Source organism: Rhodococcus sp. 14-2470-1a (genome assembly GCF_002259425.1).
Lineage (GTDB): Bacteria > Actinomycetota > Actinomycetes > Mycobacteriales > Mycobacteriaceae > Rhodococcoides > Rhodococcoides fascians_E.
The window spans coordinates 222,679-245,809 of the sequence record NZ_NPFZ01000016.1 but is presented as its reverse complement, the minus strand read 5'-3'; the positions used below and the strand labels follow the sequence as shown (position 1 = coordinate 245,809).

Below are 23,131 nucleotides of genomic sequence, written 5' to 3'. Positions count from 1 at the left end.
CGGTCAAGTCGGGCTGGCCACAGCGGCGGAAAATTCACCGATCCGTTGCCGGTGTGCGTACCCGAGTGACATACGAGCGCTTGCGCAGCTTGAAACCGAGCGTCTCGTAGAGGCTGATCGCCGTCACGTTCGACGCGAGAGCGTGCAGGAACGGGGTCTCGCCGCGGTCGACGATGCCTGCACCGACGTCGCGCACCAACCTCGTGGCCAGACCTCGACCACGAAAGGCCGGGTCCGTGCAGACAGCACTGATCTCGGTCCATCCCGGTGGGTGAAGTCGCTCTCCTGCCATCGCGACCAGACGACCGTCGACCCGAATTCCGACGTACCGACCCATCTCGACGGTCCGGATGCGGTACGGGCCGGGGTTGGTGCGGCCGACGAGGTCGAGGATGTCCGGGACGTCGTCGGCGCCGAGGACGACGGCGTCGGGGTCGTGGTCGACGGCGAGCGCGGACCCGTCGAGTTGGACCGAATCGAACCCGCCGACGACCTCCCACCCTGCCGGTACCTCGTGACCGAACCCTCGGACCGAGGTCTCCTCACCGGGACCGACGATGCCGGCCAGGTCGTCCCAGTCCTGCGTCGACAGCTGCTGTGGGTGCCCGAGGTGTCCCGCGACATCAGGGTGATAGCGACCGATTCGGCCTCGCCACTGCGCGAAACGCGCATGCTCGCCGAGCAGCGCTTCCCGCACGGCGTCGTCGAGCGGATGTGCGCTCTCACGTACTGCTGATCCTGGATTCCGGGGTAGATCGACGGTCACGTCGACCAAGGCTAGGAGCCGCCGCTGCCTCCGTCACCGGTTGCGATCAGCAAGATTCTGACTACGGATACACACCGGCGGTCGCGATGATGCGCTCGGCCACGGCGGCAGTCGTCGTGGACTTCCCGACGCCGCCATTCGGATCGATCGTGGCGATGACAGTCGCCAGTGCAGGCCACTTCCCTGTATCGCGCACAGTTCCGCACACAGCGAGCGGGTTTGCAGGCCTATGGATGGGAGCATTCTGCCGTGCATGAACTCCCCGCTCTGGCTGTTCGGCGATCAACTCGGTCCGCATTTCCATTCCACGCCGGACTTCCGTGACCGCGAGGTTCTGCTGATCGAGAGTGCACGCGTGCTCCGACGACGGCCTTTCCACCGGCAGAAGCTCCACCTGGTGCTGTCCGGGATGAGGCACCTGGCCGACGAGCTGGGAGACCGCGCGACCTATCTCAGAACCGAGACCTATCGGGAGGCGCTCGAACAGTTCGGCAAGCCCGTCGTGGTCTTCGAGCCGACATCGCACGCAGCCGAGGCCTTCGTCGACGGGTTGTTCCAGGAAGGTCTCGTCGAGGACGTGTTGCCGACGCCGATGTTCGCGCTGAGTCGAGCGGATTTCGCGGAGTGGGCAGGTAATCGTCACCAGTTCCGGATGGAAACCTTCTATCGCGATCAGAGGCGACGCTTCGAGATCCTGATGTCCGGTGACGAACCGGTGCAGGGTGTCTGGAATCTCGACGAGGAGAACCGTGAGCCACCACCGAAGAAGCAGGCGACGCTCGGCGTCGACCCGCCGTGGTGGCCGACCGAGGACGACATCGACGAGCAGGTACGCGCAGATCTGGACGCGATGGAGCTGGACACCGTCGGCAACGACGGCCCCCGACTGTTCGCGGTGACTGCAGCCGAGGCACGAAAGGCTTTGGAGCACTTCGTGTCCTACCGACTTCAGGACTTCGGCAAGTACGAGGACGCCGTGATGACGCAGGACTGGACGATGGCGCATTCGTTGTTGTCGGTGCCGCTGAACATGGGATTGCTCGAGCCGATCGACGTGGCGGAGGCCGCTGAGAAGGCCTGGCGCGACGGCGACGCGTCGCTGGCGTCGGTCGAGGGGTTCGTCCGGCAGATACTCGGATGGCGTGAGTACGTGTGGCATCTGTACTGGCACTTCGGACCCGAGTACATCGATCGGAACGAACTCGATGCTCACGTCCCGCTGCCGAAGTGGTTCACCGACCTCGACGGTGACGAGCCGATCGCCGCCTGCCTGGCGCACACGCTGTCCGAACTCCGCGACCGCGGCTGGGTGCATCACATCCCGAGGTTGATGATCCTGGGCAACTTCGCACTGCAGCGCGGCTACGACCCTCGCGCCCTCACCGAGTGGTTCGCCACCGCCTTCGTCGACGGGTTCGCGTGGGTCATGCCCGTCAACGTCATCGGCATGAGCCAGCATGCCGACGGCGGTCTCATCGCCACGAAACCGTATGCATCCGGCGGCGCCTATCTGAACCGAATGACCGATCACTGCGGTGGATGCGAGTACAACCCCAAGAAGCGACTCGGGCGCGACGCGTGCCCGTTCACGGCCGGGTACTGGGCGTTCGTGCACCGACATCGAGATCGGTTGTCTCACAACCACCGAACCGCACGCCAGGTGTCCTCGATGAACAGGTTGTCCGACCTCGACCAGGTCCTCGAGCAGGAGGCACAGCGAGAGGTATTCTGACACAATCGTTCCGTGCTGGAACGAGAGAATCATCGATGAACGACGGTCGATTCCCCGAGTGGTTCGTCGAGCGCTTCGCCGACTACTGGCAGTCCGGCGGGGCGTCGCGCATCGAGGGCAGGATCATGGGGTATCTGCTGATCGACGAGACACCGGGTGTGAGTGCTGCCGAACTCGCCGAGGCTCTGAACACCTCACGCGGATCGGTATCGAACTACATCCGACGCCTCATCACGCGCGGATTCGTCAAACAGGTTCGGCGACCGAAGGATCGGACGCACTACTACGTCATGGACGCGGACGTCTGGGGCGGATTCCTCGAAACCGAACATGCCTACCTCGAGAATCAGCGCGCACTGGCCACCGAAGCACTGAAATACGCCGACCCGAGCGGGCCGGCGTATCTCCGTGTGCTCAACATGCGTGACTACATGGGGTGGATCATCGACAACCGGATGCTGCGCAGCGAGTGGAATCGGTTCAAGGAAGAACGGGATTCCTAGCTCGGTCAACCCCGAGCGGGCAGCTTCGCGATGGCCTCGTCGATCATCGGGACGTATCGCTCGAGCGCCCACGGAACGGTCAGGGGGTTGATGATCGAGGAGCCCGTGACGAACGGCTGCTCGGTGGGCGCCACGACCGATCCGCGATTCACCGCGGGGATCTGGTTGTACGCCGGCTGCGCTTCGGTGTCGCTGCGGTTCTGCGCGTCCGAGTAGAATGTGAAGATCAGATCCGAATCGTTCAACAGGTTGGCGTTCTCGAGCCCGATGACCGCGGAATCGGTGCCCTCGGTCTCGTCGAGGGTGTAGACCACGGGATCGACCTGGAGTCCGAGTGCACGGACCATCGCGACCCGCTGCTCCTCCGCGAGGAACACACCGAGCGTGCCGGGGCCGGTGTTGTAGATGTAGGAGAACGAGACGTCCTCGTACTCCGGATGCGAGGCGGTGGCGTCGGCGAACCGGCTCTTGATCTTGTCGATCTCCTCCGCCGCGCGCTCCTGCTCACCCATGGCCTTGCCGATCACGGAGATCTGGTCTTCCCAGGTGATGGTCCACGGCTGCTCCTCGTACGCGACCACGGGAGCGAAGCCGTTGAGTGCGTCGAACTGCTGCTGCGTGATTCCCGACCACGGCGCCAGGATCAGATCCGGGTCGAGTGCGAGGATCGCCTCGATGTTCAGCTCGGTTCCGCCGGTGAACTGCTGCGGCAACCGGTCGTCGTCCAGCGCCTCGTCGATCCAGGGCAGATACCCGGAATCGTCACTTCCCCACGGATATTCCTCGACTCCGACGGGAACGGTGCCCAGCGCGATCGCCGTCTCGGCCGATCCCATGCCGAGTGTCACGATGCGTTCCGGTTTCTCGGTGATGACGGCTTGGCCGAGCGCGGAATCGATCGTGACGGCGGCGAAATCGCCCGAGGTGTCCGAGTCGGCGGGTTCGGTCGACCCACACCCAGCGAGAACCAACGCTGTAGCAACGAGTCCGGACAGCGCCGCAGCGCGCCGGCGAGAGGCGATGATCATCAATTGACCATAGGCTAACCTATCTCGAATTTTCAAATCGAATGAAAGTTCGCAGACGCTACGGTGGTGCACATGAGCCTTCCCCGTCCTGCCCCGGACCGCACTGCCGTCGTCACCGGCGCCTCGTCGGGCATCGGCGAAGCCATCGCACGCGAACTCGCCTCGCGGGGCCACGGCGTCACCCTCGTCGCGAGGCGGGCGGAGAAGTTACGGGAGCTGGCGGACGAACTGAGCGCTCGGGTCCGCGTGGAGGTTCTTCCTGCCGATCTGTCGGTCAGGTCCGACCGGGCTGACCTGCTGCAGCGGATCGAGCACCTCGGGCTCGTCCCGGACATCCTCGTCAACAACGCGGGCCTGTCCACCCTCGGCCCCGTAGCCGCCTCGGATCCCGACGCCGAGCTGAACATGATCGAGGTCGACGTCGCGTCCGTCGCCGACCTGTGCAGTCGATTCCTCCCCGGAATGACCGCTCGGCGACGCGGGGCCGTGCTCAACGTCGCCTCCACCGCAGCGTTCCAGCCGCTCCCCGGACAGGCCGGATACGGCGCCTGCAAAGCCTTCGTGCTCTCCTACACCCAGAGCCTGAGCGGCGAACTGAAAGGGACCGGTGTCACCGCGACGGCGTTGTGCCCCGGCCCCGTCGACACCGGTTTCGGCGAAGCCGCCGGATTCGCCAAGGAAGACGCCGAAGCAGCGTTGCCGCCCGTCATGTGGGTGCCTGCGGATGCCGTCGCGAAGACCGCCGTCGACGGAATGGCCAAGGGGCAGATGGTGGCGATCCCAGGACTGATCAACCGCGTCGCATCGATCTTCGCGGCAGTCACGCCGCGAACACTGCTGGTACCCGTCCTCGCCCGCAGCCATCCGGGCCTTCGAAAGGGAACGTCGTCATGACGCGCGAATTCGCCGTCTCCGACAGCATCGTCGTCGACGCCACCGCCGAGGAACTGTACGACGCGATCAGCGACCCCACACACATGGGATCGTGGAGTCCCGAGAACCTCGGCGCCGTCGTGCTCGACCCGCGCGACTCCACCTACGTGGGAATGCAATTCGACGGCCGCAACAAGCGGGGCCGGGCGCAGTGGGTGACACGCTCGACGGTGACCGTCGCCGACCCCGGGAAGACGTTCGAGTTTCGAGTCTTCGCGATCGGCGTGAAATCTCCTCGCCTGAAGGGCGCGAACGCGACGTGGCGATACGATTTCGAGCCCACGCCTCAGGGAACGAAAGTCACCGAAACCTGGACCGACGATCGCCGGAAATGGCCCGACGCAGTGGCATTCGTGTTCGACAAGATCGTCACGAGCGGCAAGACCTTCCCCGAGTTCCAGCGTCGTAACATCCGGAAGACGTTGGAGAATCTGCAGACTCACTTCGCTGCCAAGTAACCGCCGAGCAGAAGTTCGACGGCTGCCGATCAGGCTCTGTCCGCCAGCCCCCGAACGTAGGCAGCCTGGCCTGCGTGCTGAAGATCGTCGGACACAACCGAAACGAGACGAACACCGAGGGTCACCGGCGGATCCCAATTGTCGTCGACCACCCGATCGAGATCCTCGACGGACAGAGACTGCACGTACGCAACGGTTTTCGCATGGACGGCGTCGTGGTAGTCGCGCAGCAGATCAGCACTGCTCGTGACCGCTGCGACATCGTCGGACGACTGTCCGTAGCCGATCGCACCGTCGTCGAACGGCAGCGCGAACCGGTCGCTCCACCCATCGGCGGTCCATACCTGCTCGGAACCGGCCACTCCAGCTACATGGTCGTCCTGCACGCGCGTCAGATGCCAGATCAACCAGGCGACCGTGTTGGCCTCGGAGTCGGCACGGAACATCAGAGCATGCTCCGGGATGTCGTCGAGGGTGTCGTGCACGACACCCTTGACGCGTTCGAAAGCGTCCACCAGTACTTCGGCGTGATTCACGAGCATCCTTTCGTCGGCACATCTCATGCATACCCCACGATGAATTCTGTCGCCGGAATTTCCGTCACCCGTGCGCCCGTTGCACCGAGCATGAAGGCAATCAGGTACACCCGGACCGGCGACTCATCCGTACTCACCCTCGAGGACCGCGACATCCCCGAACCCGGACCAGGCGAAGTGCGCGTCAAGGTCGCCGTCTCCGGCGTCAACCCCACCGACTGGAAGAACCGAAGCGGCGCGACCGGCGAACTCGCCTTCGACGAGGTCTCCCCCAACCAGGATGGCGCAGGCACCGTCGACGCCACCGGACCGGGAGTGGAAGGCCTCGCCAACGGCGACCGCGTCTGGCTCTATCTTTCCCAGTACCAACGCCCCTCCGGCACCGCCCAGGAGTACACCGTCGTGTCCGCCGACCACGTCGTCCGGTTACCCGAGAACGTCTCCTTCGACGTCGGCGCATCCCTCGGCGTACCCGCGATGACCGCTCACCGCGCCCTGACGGTCTCCGAGGACGGACCGACACGACTGCACCCCTCCGCCCTCGACGGCAAGACGGTCCTCGTGGCCGGTGGCGCCGGAGCCGTCGGGCACGCGGCGATCCAGCTGGCCCGATGGGCAGGAGCAACCGTCGTGACCACCGTCAGCGGACCCGAGAAGGCCGCCCTCGCGACAGCCGCGGGAGCCCACCACGTCGTCAACTACAAGACCGGCGACGCCGCCTCCGAAATCCGCGCGATCGCACCGAACGGAGTGGACCTGATCGTCGAGGTCGCGCCCGCGCAGAACGCGGAGTTGAACGCCGCCGTCGCCGCGAACCGCGCATCGATCGCGATATACGCCAACAACGGCGGCGACAGCTTCACCCTCGACATTCGGCCGAACATGGTGACCAACGCCCGCTACCAGTTCGTGCTGCTCTACACCGTCGGTGCAGACGCGCTGAAAGCCGCCGAAGAAGACGTCACAGCCGCTGCTGCAGCCGGCGTCCTCGAGGTGGGTGAGGACGCGGGCCTACCTCTGCACCGCTTCTCCCTGGCAGACACCGCAGCTGCCCACGATGCCGTGGAAAACGGCACCGTCGGAAAGGTGTTGATAGACCTCTGAGCCTATGTGAGTGGAATGTAGGCCAGGGCCTACATTCCACTCACGTAGGGGTGATGACGGGCAACGAGCTCCACGGAAAATTGATCCACAGGTCCGTCTCGCGCCAGGAGAAATCCGGCGCGATGATCGACTGCGGCTTGGTGTAGATCACCGCGGACTTCACCTCGTCCGTGTGCTTCTTCAGCAGCTCGACGACGAGTGCGAGTGTGCGACCGGAATCCGCGACGTCGTCGACCACGAGCAATCGCTTGCCGACGATGGCATCGGTGTCCAACAGCGGCTCCAGAACCACCGGGTCCGGCAGCGTCTCCTCGACGTCGGAGTAGAACTCCACGTTCAGCGTGCCCGCGGCCTTGACGCCCATCGCGTACGCGATGGCGCCTGCAGGGATCAAACCGCCGCGAGCGATCGCAATCACGATTTCGGGCTCGAACCCGCTGTCCACAATCGACCGCGTCAGCTCACGAGATGCGGTTCCGAACGTCTCCCAGGTCAGGACTTCGCGTCCTCCGTCTGTCATGCACGAAGCGTAGGCCGATCGACAAAGTCTTGCCGAAACAGCAAACAGTGTTGCGAAATGACAAGGAGGCTTGCATCCTGGACCCATGCACACACATGACGAGCCCGTGTTCGATCAGGCCTTCTGGGACAATCTCTACACCGAGCAGGCGCAGCGCTGGAGCGGGAACGCCAACCCAGTCCTGATCACCGAGGCCTCCGAGCTCATCCCGGGAACTGCGCTCGACATCGGCAGTGGCGAGGGCGGCGACGCACGCTGGCTGGCCGACAACGGGTGGACGACGACCGGCGCCGACATCTCGGCGGTTGCCATCGAGCGCGCCCGAGAGACACAAGGCGACCGCACCATCACGTGGCTGCACCGCGATTTGCTGACGTGGGAGCCCGAGGAACGGTACGACCTCGTCACTGCGCACTTCTTCCAACTGCCTCCCCATCAGGTCGGCCCCGCGTTCCAGCGTTTCGGTACCGCGGTGGCCCCCGGCGGGCACCTGCTGATCGTCGGGCACAGCCCCAACGACCACCTCGCGTCGCACCACCAGCACGCGCAGATGCTGTTCGACGTCGACACCATCACTGCCCTCTTCGACGAGGACCAGTGGACGACGGTCGTCGCCGAGGACCGCGCCCGTCCCGGAATCGACCCGGACGGCACACCCGCCGAGCGCACCGACACGGTGGTCCTCCTGCGTCGCTCCCAGCCGACGGAACGCACCTAGACTCGACCGAATGCCGCTGAAGTACATGCCGCTGAAGTACTACGCCCCGTTGGCCGTGTCGCTGTCGGCGGCGATGATCATCCTGTTCACACCGGCGTCCGGCGTGCCCAGTGGTTTTCAGCACAGCGACAAGGTCATTCACTTCCTCCTGTTCGCGGCGCTGGCGTACTCGTCGCGATTCGCCGGTATCACCGTGCGGGTGACCCTCGCCTGGACGGTGGCGTTCGCGGCGGCGTCGGAGGTCCTCCAGGCTCTGCTTCCACTGGGGCGCAGCGGGTCGGCACTCGACGCGGTGTTCGACGTCCTCGGCGTCTGCGCAGGCCTGCTGATCGCCGTCCGCGTCCTTCCGGCCCGGTCGGCTATACACTGAGCACACTGCTCCGGGGGTCCTCGGCTCGCACGCCACCTCCGGAAGGTTCACCATCACCTCGACGTCCGCTCCGCACGATATCTACCTCGTTCCTCCCGAGCAGGACTCGGACGAACCCGTCCTCGGCGCGTCGGCCGATACGACTGCACGCCTCACCGGCCGCGCGGACATCGTTCCGTTCGGCGGTCGGTTCGCACTGAAGATCACCTCGACGACGCCTCACCAGGCGATGGTCGAGGATCTTCTGTTCGTCAGGGCCGTGCTCGACGACGCAGCGATCCCGTACCTCCTGGTGCGAGGAAACGACGAACGGCCGGTCGTCGCCATCGACGATTCGCGTCGCTCTGCTCTTCGGGACGCTCTGGTGGCGGCATGCACCGCCGAGCCGTTCTACTGCAAGACCGTCGACCTCAAACGCGGCAAGGCAGTGCTCGTCGCCGACGGAGGACTCGACGACTCACCCTACGCACGAATCTTCCGGTTGTTCCGACCCCGCGCAGAACCGACGAGCGGTTTGAACTACGGCGCGTCCACCGCGGTACAGATCGAACTGTGGGACATCTCGGCGTCGGACATCGTTCTGCCCGTCGAGAACTCTCTGACCCGCCGAACGATCAAACCGGAGGAAGCGGTACGCGGCACCGTCGACCGGTTCGGCAAGACGTGGCCGACCATCGAGAACATGTTCGCCGACCACGCGTCCGACATCAATTTCGACATCGACATCGTGTTCTCCTGGGTCGACGGTTCGTCGGCGGAATTCCAGGCTCAACGCGCGAAGCGCATGCAGAACTACGTCGTCGGCGAGGGGGACGCGTCCGCCGCACGCTTCCGTCAGATCGACGAGCTGAAGTACGCCCTCCGATCGATCCACATGTATGCACCGTGGATCAGGCGAATCTTCGTCGCAACCGACTCCGACCGGCCGTCGTGGCTCGCCGACGATCCACGCGTCACGTTCGTGCCGAGCGAGACCTTCTTCGTCGACACGTCCGTACTGCCGACCCACAATTCACAGGCCGTCGAGTGCCAGCTGCACCACATCCCCGGACTGTCCGAGCACTTCCTCTACTCCAACGACGACATGTTCTTCGGTCGACCCGTCGGACCGCAGATGTTCTTCTCCCCCGGCGGCATCAGCATGTTCATCGAAGCCCCCATCCGAATCGGACTGGGCTACAACGACGCCGACCGGAGCGGATTCGAGAACGCCGCCCGCGTCAACCGTCGGCTCCTACAGGACCGATTCGGCATGACGACCACCCGCCACCTCGAACACGCAGCGACCCCGTTGCGCAAGAGCGTCATGCAGGAGATGGAGAACGAGTTTCCCGACGAGTTCGCGTCCACCGCGGCCAGCGTGTTCCGTGCGAGCACCAACATCTCGGTGACGAACTCGCTCTACCACTACTACGCCTTGATGAGCGGCCGAGCGGTGGTGCAACGCGACGCGAAGGTCACCTACATCGACACCACGGCATACGCCGGTCTCCACCGGATGGAATCGATGCTGCCCAAACGCGCAGTCGACTTCTTCTGTCTCAACGACGGCAGCTTTCCGGAGGTCGATCTCGAAGTGCGCACCCATCGCGTCACCGAGTTCCTCGACCGCTACTTCCCCATCGTCGCGCCGTGGGAAAGTTCGGCTCGGGCCGAGTGAACTAGACGTCCACTCTCGAGTGGCGAGTGCTGTCGGCAATCGTCACGCCCGCGCGGTCGAGCCGCGTTGCGACCTCGTCGGCCGAGACGTACTCGCCGACGGTGTCGTACGAGCCTATCGGCACCACCGAATGCACGACGGTGTCGTCGTAGACGTGCACCAGGTTGAACGCCTGGGCCCCGTCCCGGCCGCGGATCGCGCCCGGCTCCACACTCAAGTCCTGGGTGTAACACGTCGCCGACGCTACCGACACCGGAATTCCGGCGAACGTCGCCGTCGTCGAATAATGCAGATGCCCGGCGATGATGGACCGAACATCGGTGCCGCGGACCACGTCGGCCAGCCTGTGCTGATCGACCAGTTCGACGAGCACCGCCAGATCCAGCACCGTCGGAACCGGAGGATGATGCATGGCGAGAATGGTCCCGAACTCGGCCGGGGTGGCGAGAACATCGGCGAGCCAATCCAACTGCGCGGCCGTCACTTCACCGTGATGTGCGCCGGGGACCGTCGAATCGAGGGTGATCACGCGGAGGCCGTCGATGTCGTGGACACGATCGACCGACCCCGACGCGTGCTCCTGATCGAGCAGCCGCGACCGAAACGTCGCCCGATCGTCGTGATTGCCCATCGCCCAGACGACCGTCGCACCCAAGGCGTCGGCAACGGGTTCGACGAGGCGGCGCAAGGTGTCGTACGCGCCCGGCTCCCCTCGATCGGTCAGATCCCCCGTGAAGACGAACGCGTCGGGGCGAACACCGGACGCCTCGACGTCGGCGAGAAGACGGGTCAACCTGGCAGTACTGTCCACTGCGCCGTACAGATCTCCGTCGGCAACCAGATGGGTATCGCTGACGTGCAACAAGCAGTGATTCGGGCGTGGATACTCCGCCGTCCGAGCCTTCATCGGTAACTCGCTTCCGATCGGCCGTGGTGGGCACGCTGATCGCGTGGTCCTCTTCCTCAACCCTAGCCAAGACTCCAGAGGAAAATAGCGCGGGTACGTCACACCAACATGGAACGAACATCTGCCGGGAGTCCCGGCACCGGCGCAGTGGCCTAGATTTGGGTCCACTCCCTACGAGAGGATCCCGCCCATGAAGTTCACTCGATCCAAAGTCGCCGCTGCCACCGCGGCACTGGCAGCAAGCCTGCTGCTCGGCACAGGAACCGCAGCTGCGCAGGACTTGCCCACCGTCGTGCTCGTCCACGGCGCCTTCGCCGACACCTCCAGCTGGGACGGCGTCGCAGCAGACCTACGCGCTCGGGGATACGACGTCGTCGTTCCGGACAACCCGCTCCGTGGGCCCGGCTACGACTCCGCAGCCGTCGAGAAGGTCGTCCAGGGCATCGACGGGCCCGTAGTGCTCGTCGGGCATTCCTACGGCGGCTCGGTCATCACCAACGTGCACGCGTCGAACGTGGAATCCTTGGTGTACGTCGCGGCCTTCGCACCCGCCGCGGGCGAACCCGCCGCGCTGGCACTCGACCCGTTCCGTTTCGGTCTGACATCGCTGCTGCCGCCGGTGCTCGGCCTCGGCATCGTCGACGACTCGACCAACATCCTCGGCAAGAACGTCGACGGCTACATCTCGCCGAGTCTGTTCAAGCAGTACTTCGCTCCCGACGTCAGCGACGAGCAGGCGGCGAAGATGATCGCGAGCCAGAAGTCGATCGCGGCCACCGCCCTGATCGAGCCGAGCGAACCGCCGTCCTGGGCGGACACCAAGAGCTACGCACTGATCCCCCAGCAGGACCAGATCATTCCGCCGGCCTCGGAGAAGTTCATGGCCGAACGCGCAGGCGCAGAGATCACCGAGGTCCCGGGCTCGCACGCGATCCTCGTGTCCAACCCGGGTGCAGTCGTCGACCTGATCGTCGACGCGTCCTGACTCCGCTGTGCGCGGAAATGTAGGCCAGGGCCTGCATTTCCGCGCACGTAGGGATCAGCGAGACAGAATGCGCAGGTGCTCGTCCGCACCACCGAAGGTGTGCTCGATCGCCGTCAACCGCGACACGTAATGACCCACCGGGTACTCGGCGGTCACGCCGATACCACCGTGCAACTGGATCGCTTCCTGCCCGATCTTGCGCGACGACCGCGAGATCTGCAGCTTCGTGCGCGACGCCACCGTCTGATCGACCACGTCGTCGGCCAGGTTCATCGTCGCGTACAGCGACATGCTGCGCGCCAGTTCGAGCAGCACGTACATGTCCGCGGCGCGGAACGTGAGGGCCTGGAACTTGGCGAGCGGAACGCCGAACTGCTTGCGCTGCTTCAGATAATCGGTGGTCAGACGCAGCGCTTCCTCCATCGCGCCGACAGCCTCGGCCGCCAGGGCAGCCTGCGCCTTGACCTCGGCAGCAACGATCGCAGCACTCGCGTCCGATCCGTCACCCAACGGCTCGGCCGCGACGTCGGTGAAGGACAGCTGCGCCGCCCGGCCGCCGTCGTGCGTCACGTAGCTCTTCCGCTCGAGACCCGTTGCGTCACCGTCGACCAGAAACAGTCCCGTTCCGCCGCCCGGAAGCGCCGCACTGACCACGATCACGTTCGCCGAACCGCCGTGCGGAACCGGATTCTTGACCCCACTCAAAGACCAGGATCCACCGTCCTCCGTCGCAGCGACCTTCACCTCGACGTCGGGCCACCGGCTGCCGGTTTCGTTGTGCGCGAACGCAAGCAACGTCGATCCCTCCGAAACCCCCGGCAGCACCCGCTTGCGCTGATCGGCAGAACCGACCGCGGAGATCAGCCCACCGGGAAGGAGGACGGCGTCGAGAATCGGCTCCGGGGCGAGCCGTCGACCCACCTCGGTCATGACGGCCATGATCTCGACCGGACCGGCATCCATGCCGCCGTCGTCCTCGCTGAAGCTCAACCCGAGCAACCCCACCTCGGCCAATTGCTTCCACACGTCCGTCGACCACCCCGGATCAGCGGCCACGATCTTGTTGCGCTTCTCGGTGTCGTACGCGCGGGTGAGCACCTCACGCGTGGTGTCGCGGAGAAGTTTCTGTTCTTCGTTCAGTTCGAAATCCATTGCCCTACCCTCACAGTCCGAGAATCGTCGACGCGATGATCTGCCGCTGAACTTCGTTGGAGCCACCGTAGATGGAGACCTTGCGATAGTTCAGATACGTCGGAACCGAACGTTGAGCCCAGCCGGGACTCTCGATGTCGTCACCGGCCTCGTAGGGCAACGAATCCGGACCGGCGATGTCCATCAACACCTCCGTCGCGGACTGCTGCAATTCCGAACCACGGAGTTTCAGAATCGACGACGCCGGGTTGGGCTTGCCGTCGGCGGAACTCGACACCAATCGCAGCTGAGTCAGTTCCAGTGCCAGAACCTCGTTTTCCAGCTCCGCGAACCGCGCCGCGAACAGCGGGTCCTCGAGCAACGTACCCTCGCCGACCTTCGTCGCCGCCGCGTACTCCTTCGCGCGCTCGAGCCGAACCTTGGTGTGGCCGACGCGGGCGACACCCGTCCGCTCGTTCCCCAGCAGGAACTTCGCGTAACTCCAGCCCTGGTTCTCCTCGCCCACAAGGTTTTCCGCGGGAACGCGCACGTTCTCGAAGAACACCTCGTTGACCTCGACGCTGCCGTCGATCAACTTGATCGGGCGCACCGTGATGCCCGGCGTCTGCAGATCGATCAACAGGAAGGAAATACCTGCCTGCTTCTTCGGCGCATCAGGATTCGTCCGCACGAGCGCGAAAATCCAATCCGCATACTGCCCCAGCGTCGTCCACGTCTTCTGCCCGTTGACGATGTAGTCGTCTCCGTCACGCAGTGCCGTCGTCCGCAGCGACGCGAGGTCCGAACCTGCCTCCGGCTCCGAGAATCCCTGACACCACCAGATGTCCAGATTCGCGGTCTTCGGGAGGAACTTCTCCTTCTGTTCCTGCGAACCGAACGTCGCGATGACCGGCCCGACCATCGACGCGTTGAACGCGAGCGGCTCGGGAACCGATGCCAGCTGCATCTCGTCGAGCCAGATGTGATGCTGTACTGCCGTCCAATCCCTGCCACCGAACTCGCTGGGCCAGTGCGGGACCGCGAGGCCGTTGGCGTTGAGAATTCGCATCGTCGTCACCATGTCCTCACGGCTCAGTTCGATGCCCACCCGGTTCTTCTCGCGGATCTCCGCGGGAATCTCGGTGGTGAAGAACGTCCGCATCTCGTCGCGAAATGCGGCTTCCTCCTCTGTCAGGGCAAGATTCATAGGGGTGCCTCCGATATCGACCACGTATGTCCTCTTCGACCGTACTCTGCGGTAACTGCGATAATCTTCTCTTCACTATGACTTTTCTGGCACTGGTCCGGCACGGAGAAACCGACTGGAATCTTCACGGCCGTCTCCAGGGCAGTTCCGACATCCCACTCAACGACACCGGACGCGCACAGGCCCGCGAAGCCGTGTACGAACTGTCCGAACACTCGTGGGACCTGCTGGTCTCCTCACCGCTCTCGCGTGCGGCCGAGACGGCCGACATCATCGGCTCGCACCTCGGTATCTCCCGCACCGCCACCTACCCCGATCTCGCCGAACGTCACTTCGGCGCCGCGGAGGGGTTCACCGACTACGACGCGTACTCCCACTGGCCGCACGGGATGTATCCCGGCCTCGAGCCACGACGCGACATGATCGTCCGCGGAGTGCGCGCGGTCGACGAGATCGCGGCCGCGAATCCCGAGTCCTCGGTCATCGCCGTCGCGCACGGCGGAGTCATCCGCGGCATTCTCGACGCCATCCGGGGCGTCACGTCCCCACGGATCCTCAACGCGGGCGTCTCGACGCTCCTGCACGACGGATCCGGATGGACCGTCGAGACGATCAACGGTGTCCCGACGACGAGGCTGTGGTGACATGCACATCGAGAAACGCATCGAAGAACTCGGCTTCGTCCTCCCCGCCGAGGCGCAGGCACCTCCCGGATTCGAATTCTGCTTCGACTGGGCCCGGGTCCGCGGCAACCGGGTGTACGTATCCGGTCACTCACCGCAGCGTCCCGACGGCTCCCTCGCAGGCCCGTTCGGTGCGGTGCCGTCGGACATCTCCCTCGACGCGGCCACCGACGCGGCGCGAGACGCGGCTCTCGCGGTGCTGGCCAGCGTCCGTCGCGCTGTCGGCGACCTCGACCGCGTCTCGGCCTGGCTGACCGTCTCCGGGATGGTGAACGCGGACCACGGCTTCACACAGACCACCACCGTGATCAACGGTTTCTCCGACGTCGTCCTTCAGGTGTTCGGCCCGGAGATCGGGGCACATGCCCGCAGCGCGATCGGCGTGGCCGCGCTACCGATGAACAATGCCGTGGTTGTCTCGGCGGAATTGGAAATCGACGGGTAGGTTTTTCCAGTGCACCGAAAAGCGCTCGCTCTACTGGCCGCGATCGTCGCTCTGCTCGCCGTGGCCGGCTGCGGATCGTCCGGTTCGGTACTGGACAAGATCCGCGACGACGGCGTGATCGTCGTCGGCACCGAAGGGACCTACAGTCCGTTCAGCTTCCAAGGTTCCGACGGCCAACTGACCGGGTACGACATCGACGTCGTCAATGCCGTCGCCGGCGAACTCGGGGTCGGCGTCGAATTCGTGCAGACACCGTTCGATTCGATCTTCGCCGGCCTCGAATCGCAGCGCTTCGACCTGATCGCCAACCAGGTCACCATCAACCCCGAACGGCAGAGCGCGTACGACCTGTCCAAGCCGTACACCGTCTCCGAAGGCGAGATCCTCACCGCGGCGAACAACACTTCCATCACCTCCGTCGCCGACCTCGCCGGCAAGACCACCGCGCAGTCGTCGACGAGCAACTGGGCCGAGGTGGCCGCCGATGCCGGTGCCGACGTGGAGGCTGTCGAAGGGTTCGTCCAAGCGGTCACCCTGGTGAAGGACGGCCGAGTCGACGCCACCGTGAACGACAGCCTCGCCGTCGCCGAATATCTGAAGGAAACCGGCGACACCGGCGTGAAGGTCGCCGCACAAACCGGAGACACCAGCTATCAGGCGTTCGCCGCCCGCAAGGACAGCGGACTGATGGACGACATCGACGCCGCGATCGACACCCTTCAGGCCGACGGCACACTCGCCCGGATCTCCGAGAAGTACTTCGGCTCGGCCGTCGCTGCACCCACCGCGGACACCCAGGCTCCGACGTCCGACGGCGCTGCGAGCGAACAACAGTCGAAGTTCGACCTGATCCTCGACAACCTCTGGCCGATGCTGAAGGCCACCGTCACCATGACGATTCCGCTCACCGCCATCAGTTTCGTCGTCGGACTCGTCATCGCCCTCGGCGTCGCGCTGGCGCGGATCTCGTCCACCACAGCGCTCTCGTCGGCCGCCCGGTTCTACGTCTCGATCATTCGCGGCACTCCCCTGCTGCTGCAGCTGTTCATCGTCTTCTACGCGCTGCCTCAGTTCGGCGTCGTGATCGATCCGTTCCCTGCCGCGGTGATCGCCTTCTCCCTCAACGTCGGCGGATACGCCGCGGAAGTCATCCGAGCCGCCATCCTCAGCGTGCCCAAGGGCCAGTGGGAAGCGTCGCAGACCATCGGTATGGGCTACCGGACCACGCTGCAGCGCATCGTCCTTCCCCAAGCCCTGCGTACCGCGGTCCCTCCGCTGTCGAACACACTGATCTCGCTGGTGAAGGACACTTCGCTGGCGTCGACGATCCTCGTGACCGAACTTCTGCGCGTCGCCCAGCTCGCCGCCGCACCCACCTTCGACTTCTTCGCGCTCTACAGCGTCGCCGCCCTCTACTACTGGGTGATCTGCATGATCCTCTCGTTCTTCCAAGGCAAACTCGAAGTCCGACTCGACAGGTACGTGGCCAAATGACAGATCTTCTCGAAGTCAAGTCTCTGCGAAAGTCGTTCGGCCCGATCGACGTCCTCAGCGACGTCTCCTTCACGGTGCCGTCGGGCACGGTCACCGTCATCATCGGCCCGTCGGGATCGGGCAAGACCACGGTTCTGCGATCTCTGAACGCTCTCGATCCCGCCGATGCAGGCATCGTCCGCATCGGCGACGTGGCCGTGGACTTCGGCGCGAACCCCTCCGCCGCAGCTCTGCGCGCATATCGCGCCCAGAGCGGAATGGTGTTTCAGCAGCACAACCTGTTCCCGCACAAGACCGTGTTGCAGAACATCACCGAAGGCCCCGTCATCGTGCAGAAGCGCCCCCGCGCGGACGCCGAAGCCGACGCACACCGCCTGCTCGACCAGGTCGGCCTCGACGCCAAGGCCGATCAGTACCCGTTCCAGCTCTCCGGCGGCCAACAGCAACGCGTCGGCATCGCACGGGCATTGGCGCTGAAACCGAAACTGATGCTGTTCGACGAACCGACGTCGGCACTCGATCCCGAACTCGTCGGCGAAGTCCTCGCCGTCATCAAACAACTCGCGTCCGAGGGCTGGACGATGGTCATCGTGACCCACGAGATCCGGTTCGCCGAGCAGGTCGCCGACGAGGTGCTGTTCATCGAAGGCGGCGTCGTGGTCGAACGCGGAACTCCCGCCGACGTACTGAAGAACCCCGCCGAGGCCCGAACGAGGCAGTTCCTCAGCCGTCTGCTCCTGTGAGCGGAAATGTAGGCATTGGCCTACATTTCCGCGCACGTGACTAGAGGTGCGGAAGGACCTTGTCCAGAGTGATGGGAAGGTCCCGGACCCGCACGCCGGTGGCATGGAAGACGGCGTTACCGATCGCTGCGGGGGAACCGACCGTACCGATTTCGCCGATTCCCTTGCCTCCCATGGGGCTCAGTTCGTCGTCGTGCTCCTCGACCCAGGTCGCCTCGATGTCGACGGGAATGTCCGCGCACACCGGAACGTGATACTCGGCGAAGTCGTGGTTGGAGAATCCGCCGAACTCCGGATCGGTGTTTCCCGCTTCCATCAACGCCATGCCGATCCCGAAGGTCATGCCGCCGATCAGTTGCGACCGAGCGAGGCGCGGATTCATCACACGCCCGATCCCGAAGACACCGAGCATTCGCCGGACCCGCACCTCACCGGTGTCGACGTCCACCTCGACCTCGGCGAACTGCGCACCGAACGCCATGCGTGCGAAGTCCTTCTGCGCGTCCAGGTCGTCGGAGGTGTCGACGGTGACCTCGGCCGGGCCGGTCTTCGAGGCGAGTTCCGTGCACGCCTTCGTCACCGCCCACCCCCAGGACGACGTGCCCGAGGAACCGCCTGCACCTGGGGCCTTCGGCAGCGCACTGTCACCCAGCTTCAGGACCACGAGATCCGCGGACACACCGAGGGCATCGGCGGCGATCTGCCGCAACACGGTTCGAGCGCCGGTACCGATGTCCGACGCCGCCACGGACACCGTGACGGAGCCGTCCTCGGCCCGCGTCGCCGACGCCGTCGACGGGCTGATCAGCACCGGGTAACTCGCCGTGGCGACACCGGTACCGATGAGCTTGCGCCCTTCCCTGCGATGCCCCGGACGTGGATCGCGCTCCGCCCACCCGAACCTCTCGGCTCCCTCACGCAGACACTCGACGACGCTGCGCGAGGAGAACGCGTTGCCACTCGCCGGGTCCACGTCCGGTTCGTTCAGTATTCTCAACTCGATCGGATCGATTCCGACCTCGTAGGACAACTCGTCGATCGCCGTCTCCACCGCGAACATCCCGGGAGCCTCGCCAGGTGCCCGCATCCAGCGCGGCGTCGGGACATCCAGCACTGCCAGTCGATGCGTGGTGCGACGGTGGGGCGAGGCGTAGATGTGGCGCGACGACTCCGCGGTCTGCTCGCAGAATTCGAAGATCTGCGACGTCTGCTGAAACGTGTCGTGTGCCAACGCCGCGAGGGTGCCGTCGGCGGATGCACCCAACTGGACGTGGTTGATCGTCGGCGTGCGGTATCCGACGAGATCGAACAACGCCTGCCTCGGCAACGCCAGCTTGACAGTGCGGCCGACGGCACGCGACGCCATGGCCGCCAGCACCGCGTTCGGCCGGGTACTGCCCTTGGCGCCGAACCCGCCGCCGACGTTCTCGGCGACGACGCGGACGTTCGACGGGTCCAGACCGAACACCGTCGCGAGGTCCCCTTGGACTCCGGAGGGCGCCTGCGTCGAATCCCACACCGTCAGAACGCCGTCCGACCATTGCGCTGTCGTCGCGTGCGGTTCCATCGGACTGTTGTGCATGGGAGCCGTCGTGTACCAGCGGTCGACGACGTGGGCCGCGGACGCCAACGCCGAGTCAGGATCGCCGACGGTCACGTCGGTCGGAAACCCTGCGTTGACGGTCACCGGCGCATACAGCGACGCGTGATCCGTCGTCAGTTCGTTGTCCGGCCGCGCCTCGTCCGCGTACGTCACCCGAACCTGCGCGGCGCCCTCGCGTGCGGCCTCCAGGGAGTCGGCCACCACTGCGGCGACGATCTGACCACGGTAGGCGACTCGATCGGATTGCAGCACAGCAAGTTCGGTGTCCTCGATCTCACCCAATTTCTCGGCGTTCTCGTGCCACAGCAGCGTGACGTCGGCCGGCGCGGTCACCTGGGTGACGCGACCTGTAGGAATCTCCGCCGGGACATACCAGCAGTAGGCCGGCGCCGTCTCCGCATGCTGCTCGACAGCGTATCGCGCCTGGCCGGTCACCTTCGCGACGCTCTCCGTCCGGGGGATCGACTGCCCTATCGATGCGGTACTCATTCCTGCACACTCCTGGCTGCCAGATCGGTCAGGGCCTCGGTCACCAGATTGCGCACCAAGGGAACTTTGAACCCGTTGTCCCGCAACGGCACCGCGGCCTTCAATTCCAAGTCGATCGCTTCACGAAACGCCTCGTGCTTCGCTGACCTGCCCAGCAGTTCACCCTCCGCGGTGATCGCACGCCACGGCTTGTGCGCGACTCCGCCGAGCGCCACGCGCGCCTCGGTGACCTGACCGCCCTCCACCCGAAGGACCGCAGCCACCGACGCGAGCGCGAATGCGTAGGACGCACGGTCGCGCACCTTTCGGTACAGCGACACCGCGCCGTCGGGCAGCGCAGGAATGTCGATGGAGGTGACGATCTCGTCGTGGCCGATGGTGGTGTCCAGATCGGGATCGTGTCCGGGTAGCCGGTACAGCTCCCCGATCGGCACACGATGGGCCCCGTGCGGGCCCTGAATGTTCACCACCGCATCCAACGCGGTCAACGCCACTGCCATGTCCGACGGATGCGTCGCCACACAATGATCCGACGCCCCGAGGATGGCGAGGTTGCGATGATCACCCGCGATGGCCGGACAGCCGGAACCAGGATCACGTTTGTTGCACGGCTTGGAGGTGTCCATGAAGTAGACACACCTCGTGCGCTGGAACAGATTGCCCCCGACGGTGGCCATGTTGCGGAGCTGACCCGACGCACCGGACAACACCGCACGCGACAACACGGGATAGCGCGAGCGAACCACCGGATGCACAGCCAGATCACTGTTGCTCACCGCTGCGCCGACCCGAAGCGACCCGTCGTCCAGAATGTCGATCTCACCGAGCGGCAACCTCGTCACGTCGATGAGCGACGACGGTTGCGCCGCACCGAGCTTCATCAGATCGACCAGGTTGGTCCCACCGCCCAGAAGCGCGGAATCCGGATCCGACGCAAGCCGATTCACAGCGTCGGCGACGTCGGTGGCGACGTCGTAGGTGAACGTCTTCATTCGCTTGCCTCCATCACTGCGGGCACGATGTTGGCGTAGGCACCGCAGCGGCACAGGTTGCCGGACATCCGTTCGCGGACTTCCTCGCGGGTCAGGCGTGGGTGATCGTCCTCGGTGACCGCGCTCGGCCAGCCTTGCTTCGCCTCCTCGATGACGGCAACGGCCGAGCAGATCTGCCCGGACGTACAGTATCCGCACTGAAACGCGTCGTTGTCGACGAAGGCCTGTTGCACAGGATGGAGCGTGTCACCGTCGGCGAGGCCCTCCACGGTCACCACCTCGCGGCCCTGGTAGCCGACTGCGAGGGCGAGGCAGCTGTTGATGCGGCGGCCGTCGACGAGCACGGTGCACGCACCGCACTGGCCGTGATCGCATCCCTTCTTGGCGCCGATCAGATCGAGATGTTCTCGAAGTGCGTCGAGCAGAGTCGTCCGCACATCGCAGTCGAAATCGTGGTCGGTGCCGTTCACGCGCAGCGTCACTCTGGTCATGCGGTCGCAATTACCCAGGATCGTAGAATTCTCAAACATAGTGGCGCACAACGAAGGCCAGCCTAACCTCCCTCGCCTATGTGAGTAAATCTAGGTGAACCCGAGAATCTCCTCACCCCATGCCCGACGGAGTTCGCGGTCCGGGTCGTCGACCTCCGTGTCGTGCTTGTCGATCAACAGAGTCGTCCGAGTCGCCTCGTCGTACGGAGCCCACGGATCACGTCCGTACGCGAAATCGACCCAGCGGCGCCGGAGACGCTCACCGACCGCTTCTGCAGTTCTGCGACCACCCAGCTTGAACGTCGGATCCTTGGGAACGACGCCGAAGTTGCCGAACACATAGGGCACCTCGGTACCGTGCATCGCGCCCAGCCTGGTGATCTTCAGGAACGGAGTCGCCTGGTCGAAGCGATACAGATAAGTGCGTGCCCGACGACTGTGCGCCTCCGCGATCCACAGCGTCGGCATTCGAAACGCTGCATCGCGCGAAATTTCGAGCGCCGACCGCTTCGTCGGATACCCCGGATAGGCCGACGTGACCTCCACTTCCTCGTCGGACCTCATCTCGGGATGATCCTCGGCGATCGCCTGGAACATCTCGTGCACCTTGTCCGGGGTGATCGGCATCAACGGCGACTTCATCAGCTTGAACATCGACGATTCGTCGTGGTTGGTCCCGATCAACAGAGGGACCGCGTGCTGGTACCCCTTCTGGAAGGCCGCGACCGGGTAGTGCGGGACCAGATCCCTGTCGACGACGGGAGCCAGCGCCAAGGTTCCCGGCACTTTCGCCGGGATCTCCTGCACCAACTCACCCGTCGCTCGCACGATGTCCCCGATGTCGAGCCCCCGCAGTCCCGACGCCTCCACCCCCGCGAGTTCCAGGAAACGCTCTGCGATGGACGACGCCCTCTGCGCCCCGTACACCGATGTCGCCGGGGAGCTCTCCGCGATGACCCGGTGGAACAGTCCGGCAGCCGCAGGCGAGACCATCAGGGTGGTGACCGACCCACCGCCCGCCGACTCCCCGAACAGCGTCACCTGCGACGGATCACCGCCGAAGCCCGCAATGTTGTCCCGCACCCATTCCAGAGCCGCGATCTGATCACGCAGACCGACGTTGGAATCGAAATCCCCGAACGCCGAGAAATCCAGAAACCCCAGCGCACCGAGACGGTAGCCCACCGTCACCAGCACCACCTGACCGTCGGTGACCAGCGTCCTGCCGTCGTACACCCGTTGCGCGGAGTTGCCCAGGTAGTACGCGCCGCCGTGAATCCACACCATCACCGGCAAGCCTCGGGCGCCGGCCGGGCTCCACACGTTGAGCGTCAGGCAGTCCTCGCCGACGGTCAGGCCCGGGTCGATGGGCAGGGGGCCGTGCTCGGTCTGCGGCGCGATGTGCCCGAACTCGGTCGCGTCGCGCACGCCCGACCATGCCGTCGGCGGCCGCGGTGCCCGCAGCCGCAGATCGCCCACCGGGGGCGCCGCGTAGGGAATTCCCTTCCACACGGCCACACCGTCGTCGACGATTCCCTGCACCTGTCCATACAGTGTCTGCGCGATCACCGACTCATGATCCCCTGCCGGCGGTGCGTCGTCCCGACAAGTCGATCGAATTCTCGAGGTGCGG

Annotated in this window: 25 protein-coding genes; 13 read left to right on the top strand and 12 right to left on the bottom strand. The window is 65.0% G+C overall.

What is annotated here, in order from left to right:
- Positions 1 to 34 precede the first annotated feature (34 nt).
- Together CH292_RS09420 and CH292_RS29285 are read right to left on the bottom strand one after the other, a co-directional pair.
- Positions 35 to 775, bottom strand: coding sequence for a GNAT family N-acetyltransferase (locus tag CH292_RS09420; protein ID WP_019665290.1), 741 nt, complete (start codon positions 773 to 775; stop codon positions 35 to 37).
- 52 nt (positions 776 to 827) lie between these two features.
- Positions 828 to 962, bottom strand: a complete 135-nt coding sequence (locus CH292_RS29285; RefSeq protein WP_256977988.1) for a hypothetical protein — start codon at positions 960 to 962, stop codon at positions 828 to 830.
- A 57-nt stretch (positions 963 to 1,019) separates the two neighbouring features.
- On the opposite strand from CH292_RS29285, the gene CH292_RS09415 reads away from it, so the two are divergent.
- A complete protein-coding gene (locus CH292_RS09415) occupies positions 1,020 to 2,498 on the top strand; it encodes a cryptochrome/photolyase family protein (protein WP_019665292.1) in 1,479 nt (492 codons plus the stop codon).
- A 35-nt stretch (positions 2,499 to 2,533) separates the two neighbouring features.
- Positions 2,534 to 3,001, top strand: coding sequence for a GbsR/MarR family transcriptional regulator (locus CH292_RS09410; protein WP_020113066.1), 468 nt, complete (start codon positions 2,534 to 2,536; stop codon positions 2,999 to 3,001).
- A gap of 5 nt (positions 3,002 to 3,006) precedes the next feature.
- Here the strand turns inward: CH292_RS09410 and CH292_RS09405 are convergent, their stop codons facing one another.
- A complete protein-coding gene (locus CH292_RS09405; RefSeq protein WP_020113067.1) occupies positions 3,007 to 4,029 on the bottom strand; it encodes an iron-siderophore ABC transporter substrate-binding protein in 1,023 nt (340 codons plus the stop codon).
- Between the two features lie 72 nt (positions 4,030 to 4,101).
- Between CH292_RS09405 and CH292_RS09400 the strand changes: the two genes are divergently transcribed.
- Together CH292_RS09400 and CH292_RS09395 are read left to right on the top strand one after the other, a co-directional pair.
- Positions 4,102 to 4,923 (top strand): SDR family oxidoreductase, encoded by an 822-nt coding sequence (locus CH292_RS09400; RefSeq protein WP_094654557.1) that lies wholly within the window; start codon positions 4,102 to 4,104, stop codon positions 4,921 to 4,923.
- Complete coding sequence (locus CH292_RS09395) at positions 4,920 to 5,420, top strand: SRPBCC family protein (RefSeq protein WP_094654542.1); 501 nt, start codon at positions 4,920 to 4,922, stop codon at positions 5,418 to 5,420. The genes CH292_RS09400 and CH292_RS09395 overlap by 4 nt, the downstream gene beginning before the upstream one ends.
- A gap of 29 nt (positions 5,421 to 5,449) precedes the next feature.
- Here the strand turns inward: CH292_RS09395 and CH292_RS09390 are convergent, their stop codons facing one another.
- Positions 5,450 to 5,962 carry a DUF664 domain-containing protein gene (locus tag CH292_RS09390; protein ID WP_094654541.1) on the bottom strand — a complete coding sequence of 171 codons (513 nt, stop codon included), beginning with the start codon at positions 5,960 to 5,962 and terminating at the stop codon, positions 5,450 to 5,452.
- A gap of 33 nt (positions 5,963 to 5,995) precedes the next feature.
- Between CH292_RS09390 and CH292_RS09385 the strand changes: the two genes are divergently transcribed.
- A complete protein-coding gene (locus tag CH292_RS09385; protein WP_094654556.1) occupies positions 5,996 to 7,060 on the top strand; it encodes an NADPH:quinone reductase in 1,065 nt (354 codons plus the stop codon).
- A gap of 40 nt (positions 7,061 to 7,100) precedes the next feature.
- Here CH292_RS09385 and CH292_RS09380 read toward each other — a convergent pair whose 3' ends face one another.
- Positions 7,101 to 7,580, bottom strand: a complete 480-nt coding sequence (locus CH292_RS09380; protein ID WP_094654540.1) for a phosphoribosyltransferase — start codon at positions 7,578 to 7,580, stop codon at positions 7,101 to 7,103.
- 85 nt (positions 7,581 to 7,665) lie between these two features.
- Here CH292_RS09380 and CH292_RS09375 point away from each other — a divergent pair, with 85 nt between their 5' ends.
- The 3 genes from CH292_RS09375 (at position 7,666) to CH292_RS09365 (ending at position 10,328) form a co-directional block, all read left to right on the top strand.
- Positions 7,666 to 8,298: a trans-aconitate 2-methyltransferase gene (locus CH292_RS09375; RefSeq protein WP_019665312.1), complete on the top strand. Its 633-nt coding sequence runs from the start codon at positions 7,666 to 7,668 to the stop codon at positions 8,296 to 8,298.
- A 10-nt stretch (positions 8,299 to 8,308) separates the two neighbouring features.
- Positions 8,309 to 8,668, top strand: coding sequence for a VanZ family protein (locus tag CH292_RS09370; protein WP_094654539.1), 360 nt, complete (start codon positions 8,309 to 8,311; stop codon positions 8,666 to 8,668).
- 229 nt (positions 8,669 to 8,897) lie between these two features.
- A complete protein-coding gene (locus tag CH292_RS09365; RefSeq protein ID WP_094654538.1) occupies positions 8,898 to 10,328 on the top strand; it encodes a stealth family protein in 1,431 nt (476 codons plus the stop codon).
- A gap of 1 nt (position 10,329) precedes the next feature.
- On the opposite strand, the gene CH292_RS09360 is transcribed toward CH292_RS09365, so the two are convergent.
- Positions 10,330 to 11,235 (bottom strand): phosphodiesterase, encoded by a 906-nt coding sequence (locus tag CH292_RS09360; RefSeq protein ID WP_094654537.1) that lies wholly within the window; start codon positions 11,233 to 11,235, stop codon positions 10,330 to 10,332.
- 190 nt (positions 11,236 to 11,425) lie between these two features.
- Between CH292_RS09360 and CH292_RS09355 the strand changes: the two genes are divergently transcribed.
- The gene (locus CH292_RS09355; protein ID WP_019665316.1) at positions 11,426 to 12,220 is read left to right on the top strand and encodes an alpha/beta fold hydrolase; all 795 of its coding nucleotides are present in this window, start codon (positions 11,426 to 11,428) and stop codon (positions 12,218 to 12,220) included.
- A gap of 54 nt (positions 12,221 to 12,274) precedes the next feature.
- Here CH292_RS09355 and CH292_RS09350 read toward each other — a convergent pair whose 3' ends face one another.
- Together CH292_RS09350 and CH292_RS09345 are read right to left on the bottom strand one after the other, a co-directional pair.
- A complete protein-coding gene (locus tag CH292_RS09350; protein ID WP_020113079.1) occupies positions 12,275 to 13,372 on the bottom strand; it encodes an acyl-CoA dehydrogenase family protein in 1,098 nt (365 codons plus the stop codon).
- Between the two features lie 10 nt (positions 13,373 to 13,382).
- Positions 13,383 to 14,558, bottom strand: a complete 1,176-nt coding sequence (locus CH292_RS09345; protein WP_019665318.1) for an acyl-CoA dehydrogenase family protein — start codon at positions 14,556 to 14,558, stop codon at positions 13,383 to 13,385.
- Positions 14,559 to 14,635: 77 nt separating this feature from the next.
- Between CH292_RS09345 and CH292_RS09340 the strand changes: the two genes are divergently transcribed.
- Genes CH292_RS09340 through CH292_RS09325 form a run of 4 tightly spaced genes read left to right on the top strand, consistent with a single transcriptional unit; the run spans position 14,636 to position 17,923 of the window.
- On the top strand, positions 14,636 to 15,202 hold the full coding sequence (locus CH292_RS09340; protein WP_019665319.1) for a histidine phosphatase family protein: 567 nt from the start codon (positions 14,636 to 14,638) through the stop codon (positions 15,200 to 15,202).
- Between the two features lies 1 nt (position 15,203).
- A complete protein-coding gene (locus CH292_RS09335; RefSeq protein WP_020113080.1) occupies positions 15,204 to 15,686 on the top strand; it encodes a RidA family protein in 483 nt (160 codons plus the stop codon).
- 9 nt (positions 15,687 to 15,695) lie between these two features.
- Positions 15,696 to 17,180: an ABC transporter permease subunit gene (locus CH292_RS09330; RefSeq protein ID WP_080733889.1), complete on the top strand. Its 1,485-nt coding sequence runs from the start codon at positions 15,696 to 15,698 to the stop codon at positions 17,178 to 17,180.
- Positions 17,177 to 17,923 (top strand): amino acid ABC transporter ATP-binding protein, encoded by a 747-nt coding sequence (locus tag CH292_RS09325; protein ID WP_094654536.1) that lies wholly within the window; start codon positions 17,177 to 17,179, stop codon positions 17,921 to 17,923. Before CH292_RS09330 ends, CH292_RS09325 begins: the two co-directional genes overlap by 4 nt.
- 40 nt (positions 17,924 to 17,963) lie before the next feature.
- On the opposite strand, the gene CH292_RS09320 is transcribed toward CH292_RS09325, so the two are convergent.
- The 4 genes from CH292_RS09320 to CH292_RS09305 form a co-directional block, all read right to left on the bottom strand.
- Complete coding sequence (locus CH292_RS09320; RefSeq protein ID WP_094654535.1) at positions 17,964 to 20,015, bottom strand: xanthine dehydrogenase family protein molybdopterin-binding subunit; 2,052 nt, start codon at positions 20,013 to 20,015, stop codon at positions 17,964 to 17,966.
- Positions 20,012 to 21,007 carry a xanthine dehydrogenase family protein subunit M gene (locus CH292_RS09315; protein WP_020113083.1) on the bottom strand — a complete coding sequence of 332 codons (996 nt, stop codon included), beginning with the start codon at positions 21,005 to 21,007 and terminating at the stop codon, positions 20,012 to 20,014. Before CH292_RS09315 ends, CH292_RS09320 begins: the two co-directional genes overlap by 4 nt.
- Positions 21,004 to 21,498 (bottom strand): 2Fe-2S iron-sulfur cluster-binding protein, encoded by a 495-nt coding sequence (locus CH292_RS09310; protein ID WP_019665325.1) that lies wholly within the window; start codon positions 21,496 to 21,498, stop codon positions 21,004 to 21,006. The genes CH292_RS09315 and CH292_RS09310 overlap by 4 nt, the downstream gene beginning before the upstream one ends.
- A 90-nt stretch (positions 21,499 to 21,588) precedes the next feature.
- The gene (locus tag CH292_RS09305; protein ID WP_094654534.1) at positions 21,589 to 23,067 is read right to left on the bottom strand and encodes a carboxylesterase/lipase family protein; all 1,479 of its coding nucleotides are present in this window, start codon (positions 23,065 to 23,067) and stop codon (positions 21,589 to 21,591) included.
- Between the last annotated feature and the right edge of the window lie 64 nt (positions 23,068 to 23,131).

What these genes read in the sequence shown, in the direction of transcription:
- CH292_RS09355 (WP_019665316.1), top strand. Translation starts at nt 11,426, where the DNA reads ATGAAGTTCACTCGATCCAAAGTCGCCGCTGCCACCGCGGCACTGGCA.
- CH292_RS09415 (WP_019665292.1), top strand. Translation starts at nt 1,020, where the DNA reads ATGAACTCCCCGCTCTGGCTGTTCGGCGATCAACTCGGTCCGCATTTC.
- CH292_RS09370 (WP_094654539.1), top strand. Translation starts at nt 8,309, where the DNA reads ATGCCGCTGAAGTACATGCCGCTGAAGTACTACGCCCCGTTGGCCGTG.
- CH292_RS09385 (WP_094654556.1), top strand. Translation starts at nt 5,996, where the DNA reads ATGAATTCTGTCGCCGGAATTTCCGTCACCCGTGCGCCCGTTGCACCG.
- CH292_RS09350 (WP_020113079.1), bottom strand. Translation starts at nt 13,372, where the DNA reads ATGGATTTCGAACTGAACGAAGAACAGAAACTTCTCCGCGACACCACG.
- CH292_RS09380 (WP_094654540.1), bottom strand. Translation starts at nt 7,580, where the DNA reads ATGACAGACGGAGGACGCGAAGTCCTGACCTGGGAGACGTTCGGAACC.
- CH292_RS09405 (WP_020113067.1), bottom strand. Translation starts at nt 4,029, where the DNA reads ATGATCATCGCCTCTCGCCGGCGCGCTGCGGCGCTGTCCGGACTCGTT.
- CH292_RS09345 (WP_019665318.1), bottom strand. Translation starts at nt 14,558, where the DNA reads ATGAATCTTGCCCTGACAGAGGAGGAAGCCGCATTTCGCGACGAGATG.
- CH292_RS09335 (WP_020113080.1), top strand. Translation starts at nt 15,204, where the DNA reads ATGCACATCGAGAAACGCATCGAAGAACTCGGCTTCGTCCTCCCCGCC.
- CH292_RS09395 (WP_094654542.1), top strand. Translation starts at nt 4,920, where the DNA reads ATGACGCGCGAATTCGCCGTCTCCGACAGCATCGTCGTCGACGCCACC.
- CH292_RS09360 (WP_094654537.1), bottom strand. Translation starts at nt 11,235, where the DNA reads ATGAAGGCTCGGACGGCGGAGTATCCACGCCCGAATCACTGCTTGTTG.
- CH292_RS09375 (WP_019665312.1), top strand. Translation starts at nt 7,666, where the DNA reads ATGCACACACATGACGAGCCCGTGTTCGATCAGGCCTTCTGGGACAAT.
- CH292_RS09320 (WP_094654535.1), bottom strand. Translation starts at nt 20,015, where the DNA reads ATGAGTACCGCATCGATAGGGCAGTCGATCCCCCGGACGGAGAGCGTC.
- CH292_RS09315 (WP_020113083.1), bottom strand. Translation starts at nt 21,007, where the DNA reads ATGAAGACGTTCACCTACGACGTCGCCACCGACGTCGCCGACGCTGTG.
- CH292_RS09340 (WP_019665319.1), top strand. Translation starts at nt 14,636, where the DNA reads ATGACTTTTCTGGCACTGGTCCGGCACGGAGAAACCGACTGGAATCTT.
- CH292_RS09310 (WP_019665325.1), bottom strand. Translation starts at nt 21,498, where the DNA reads ATGACCAGAGTGACGCTGCGCGTGAACGGCACCGACCACGATTTCGAC.
- CH292_RS09410 (WP_020113066.1), top strand. Translation starts at nt 2,534, where the DNA reads ATGAACGACGGTCGATTCCCCGAGTGGTTCGTCGAGCGCTTCGCCGAC.
- CH292_RS09400 (WP_094654557.1), top strand. Translation starts at nt 4,102, where the DNA reads ATGAGCCTTCCCCGTCCTGCCCCGGACCGCACTGCCGTCGTCACCGGC.
- CH292_RS09365 (WP_094654538.1), top strand. Translation starts at nt 8,898, where the DNA reads ATGGTCGAGGATCTTCTGTTCGTCAGGGCCGTGCTCGACGACGCAGCG.
- CH292_RS09325 (WP_094654536.1), top strand. Translation starts at nt 17,177, where the DNA reads ATGACAGATCTTCTCGAAGTCAAGTCTCTGCGAAAGTCGTTCGGCCCG.
- CH292_RS09390 (WP_094654541.1), bottom strand. Translation starts at nt 5,962, where the DNA reads ATGCTCGTGAATCACGCCGAAGTACTGGTGGACGCTTTCGAACGCGTC.